Here is a 3,303-nt window from a genome sequence, read left to right on the forward strand (position 1 = left end):
CGCTTCATATCCTTGATTTACAACTTATCCTGACAAAAATCTGCGCCAATAAAAACCCCGCCGAAGCGGGGTTTCTGATTAGTTGCGGTTGCCGCCAAGCAGGCTCAGCAAGCTCAGGAAGATGTTGTAGATGGAGACATACAGGGTGACGGTGGCGGAGATGTAGTTGGTCTCGCCGCCGCGCACGATCTGCTGGGTAGTCAGCAGGATGGCCCCGGAGGAGAAGAGCATGAACATGGCGGACAGAGCCAGGTTCAGGGCGCTCATCTGCAGGAAGATGTTGGCAATCATGGCCACCAGCAGTACCCAGAAACCGACGAACAGCATGCCGCCGATGAAAGAGAGGTCACGCTTGGTGGTCAGGGCATAAGCCGACAGACCGAAGAAGGTGAGCGCGGTGCCGCCAAGGGCGGTCATCACGATCTCGCCACCACCATTGTTCATGTACATGTTGATGATGGGGCCCAGGCTATAGCCCAGCAGACCGGTCAGGGCGAAGGTGAAGACCAGCCCCATGCCGTTGTTGCGATTCTTCTCGGTCAGGAACATCAGACCGTAGACACCGATCAGGAACACGGCCCAGTGCAGCGGCGGCATGTTCATCACGGTAGCGACCCCCGCCACCACGGCAGAGAAGCCCAGAGTGAGGGAGAGCAGCATATAGGTGTTACGCAGCACCTTGTTGGTATCGCGTACGGCACTTTGGGTGCCAGTGTAGATAGAACGGGTATCCATCTTGGGTGTCCTCTTGATGTCCGGGTGAGACGGCGAACAGCTGCCTCGTGATCGCTGTTTGTTACTGCATGTTTACGCATTGTATGTAGAACAAATAGGGATGACGAGGAACAATTTCAAGCCACCTGCCATTTTGCTCCCGCACACTATCCCACAGGAAATATGTATTGCATATGAACAAGGGCTTAGCGTAGTATGCACGCCGTTCGGAGGGGTGGCAGAGCGGCTGAATGCACCGGTCTTGAAAACCGGCGATGGGCGACCATCCGTGGGTTCAAATCCCACCTCCTCCGCCATATTCAAAGAGAAAGCCCAAGCGATCCAATCGCTTGGGCTTTTTTGTATCTGCCGTATCTGGTATTTCAACGGACACGTCACATGGACGATAAAAATGGCTCGGGTTGTCCCTGAGCCATTTTCACCTTGAATGATGGCTTAGATCCGCCCCTGATAGCGCAGGGGGAAGCGCCCCTGACTATCGGGCTGGCCGAGGAAGGGGAGCCCTTGTTGCATCTGTGGTGGCAGTTCCGGGCCTGGTTTCAGGGTGCCCTGGAACAGGTATTGGCCATTGGGTTGCAGCTCGAGGCGACCTATGGTCTGCACCGCATCGGAGCCCTGCTTTAGCTCGGCCACCAGTCTGGAGTCGAGGCAGGTGAGTTTCAGCTCGGGGTCAGCCAGATCCAGCTTGCCCGCCGGGGTATCGGCGCTGGCGTTGTACCAGTCGAGGTTGCCGTAGAGGTTGTCACACCAGGGGTTGCCCTGGGCAAATTGCTCCACTTTGAGCTGCAGCTGGCCGCTGACGGAGATCGGGATCGGCAGGCGCATCGGCACCCGGCTCAGCAACCAGGGGGCGGGGGCGTTGAGGGTCAGATCCCGGCCGAAGGCGGCGCCATTCCAGCCGACAACGCCCTGACCATTGAGTCCGTTGCGATCGCCAAAGCGTATGGCCACTTCGGGGGCGAAGCGCAGCAGCGACCAGCCGTTGAGATCCCAGCGCAGCTGGTTCACCGATTCGCTGGCATATTGCAGTCGGGCAATCTGGCCACTCCAGAGCGTGCCGCTCACCCCTTCCAGTTTCAGCAGGTTGGCAATGTTGGCAGGCAGCGGCAGATGGCGAGCCACCAGTGCTGCAGGCAGGGTGGCCAGCAGGAATACCAGATAGGCGGCCAGAAACAGGCTGGCAATCAAGATGCGTTTTTTCATTGTGGACGACTCAACTGCAAACGTCTGACCTTGACCAGACCCGGGGCCAGATCCTCGCGGGCGATCTCGATGATTTGAACCTGAATGCCGTGCTGCTCCACCAGAGTGGAGAGCCAGAGCAGCAAGTCATCGAACTGGACCGTGTCGATCCACACTTGCAGCTCCTGCGCCTGGGGTTGTAGCCGGGCAATCTTGATCTTGTGGTTGAAGGCGGTGCGGTTGACCACCCCTTCCAGGGTGCCGCTGGTGTCGATCTGGCGACCCGAGCCCCCCTGCATGGCCAGCACCTCTTCCCCCTTCTCTTTGAGCCAGGCGAGGGTCTGCTGCTGGTTCTGCACCTGCCGCTCCCGCTCCGCGATGCGGTTGGCGATGGGCTGCCAGACGCTCCAGTAGAAGAGACCAACCAGCAGCAGAACGCCGCCTGCGACCACCAGCCGCTGTTCCCGTGCGGTGATGCCGTGCCACCAGCTCTGCAATTTTTCCATCATGATGATTTACCCTTGAGCACCAGTGCGCCCTCTACCTTGCCCTCGGTGCTGCGCACCTCGCCTTGCTGTACCTCGAATTGCTTGCCGGCCAGCTCGCGGAACCGCTCGATCTCGGCAAAGCCGGGGGCGGTCACCTGCAGCCGCAGCTCGCGGCGACTGGCATCAAAGCGCATCACCTGCGGCTTGAGGCCGGGGACTTCGGCAAAGGTGGGGGCCAGCTCGGTGAGCATCAGCAGCACGCCGTTTTGCGGGGCTTGCCCCATCTGTTGCAGATGCTGGTTCATCTGGCTGCGCACGTTCACGATGCGGCTCTCACCCGGAAAGATGCGGGTATAGACGGCGCGGATCTCCGCTTTCAGCGCCTTGTCCTGCTCGGTGAGCTGATAGAGCTGCACCCCGCGCTGGCCGAGGGCCACCAGCAGCAACAGACCGGCGGTGATGGCTACCTTGCGCCACTGCAACCAGTAGCGGGCATATTCGGTCTGCGGCCGGTAGGGGCCGGTCAGCAGGTTGGCCCGGCAGGTGAGGGCCCCCTTGGCCAGCAGCAGCATGGGGAGTTCGGGCTCCGCCGCCTGCCAGTTGGCGGCGGCAATGGCGGGCACCGGGGTATGGCTGTGGATGGTGACCGGCTCGGCTTCGGTTGCCAGCAAGATAGCCAGCAGCGACTCGTCGGCGACGATCCCCTGACAGGGGCCCTGGCGCACCAGCCACTCGTTGCCGAGTTGCAGGGCAGACCAGCCATCAGCGGCCTGTGGCAGCGCCAGCACATCGGGCAGCAGTTGCAGGCTCTTGAGGCCAGCGGCATCGAGCCAGCCGAGCCACTCGGCCATCTTCTGCCGATCCACCGCCATCAGATCCACCTGCTGGCCCTCGTGGG

General features: G+C 60.9%; 4 protein-coding genes and 1 tRNA gene. 1 reads left to right on the forward strand and 4 read right to left on the reverse strand.

Features of this window, described 5'->3' with window-relative positions:
• Positions 1–78 precede the first annotated feature (78 nt).
• Positions 79–735: a Bax inhibitor-1/YccA family protein gene (locus AB5Y85_RS05340; RefSeq protein ID WP_257687120.1), complete on the reverse strand. Its 657-nt coding sequence runs from the start codon at positions 733–735 to the stop codon at positions 79–81.
• 208 nt (positions 736–943) lie between these two features.
• Here AB5Y85_RS05340 and AB5Y85_RS05345 point away from each other — a divergent pair.
• Positions 944–1,031: transfer RNA gene (locus AB5Y85_RS05345), tRNA-Ser, on the forward strand.
• 139 nt (positions 1,032–1,170) lie between these two features.
• Here the strand turns inward: AB5Y85_RS05345 and exeN are convergent.
• From exeN to exeL, 3 genes are all read right to left on the reverse strand, one after another.
• Positions 1,171–1,938, reverse strand: a complete 768-nt coding sequence (gene exeN, locus AB5Y85_RS05350) for a GspN family type II secretion system protein ExeN (protein ID WP_257123446.1) — start codon at positions 1,936–1,938, stop codon at positions 1,171–1,173.
• Entirely contained in the window at positions 1,935–2,426 is a 492-nt protein-coding gene (gene exeM / locus AB5Y85_RS05355; protein ID WP_005338305.1) for a GspM family type II secretion system protein ExeM, read from the reverse strand. Before exeM ends, exeN begins: the two co-directional genes overlap by 4 nt.
• Positions 2,423–3,303, reverse strand: an 881-nt coding sequence (gene exeL, locus AB5Y85_RS05360) for a GspL family type II secretion system protein ExeL (protein WP_368221244.1), incomplete at its 5' end; no start/stop codon positions are given. The genes exeL and exeM, both read right to left, overlap by 4 nt.

Source organism: Aeromonas sp. R3-1 (genome assembly GCF_040908345.1).
In the GTDB taxonomy this organism is placed as follows: domain Bacteria; phylum Pseudomonadota; class Gammaproteobacteria; order Enterobacterales; family Aeromonadaceae; genus Aeromonas; species Aeromonas veronii.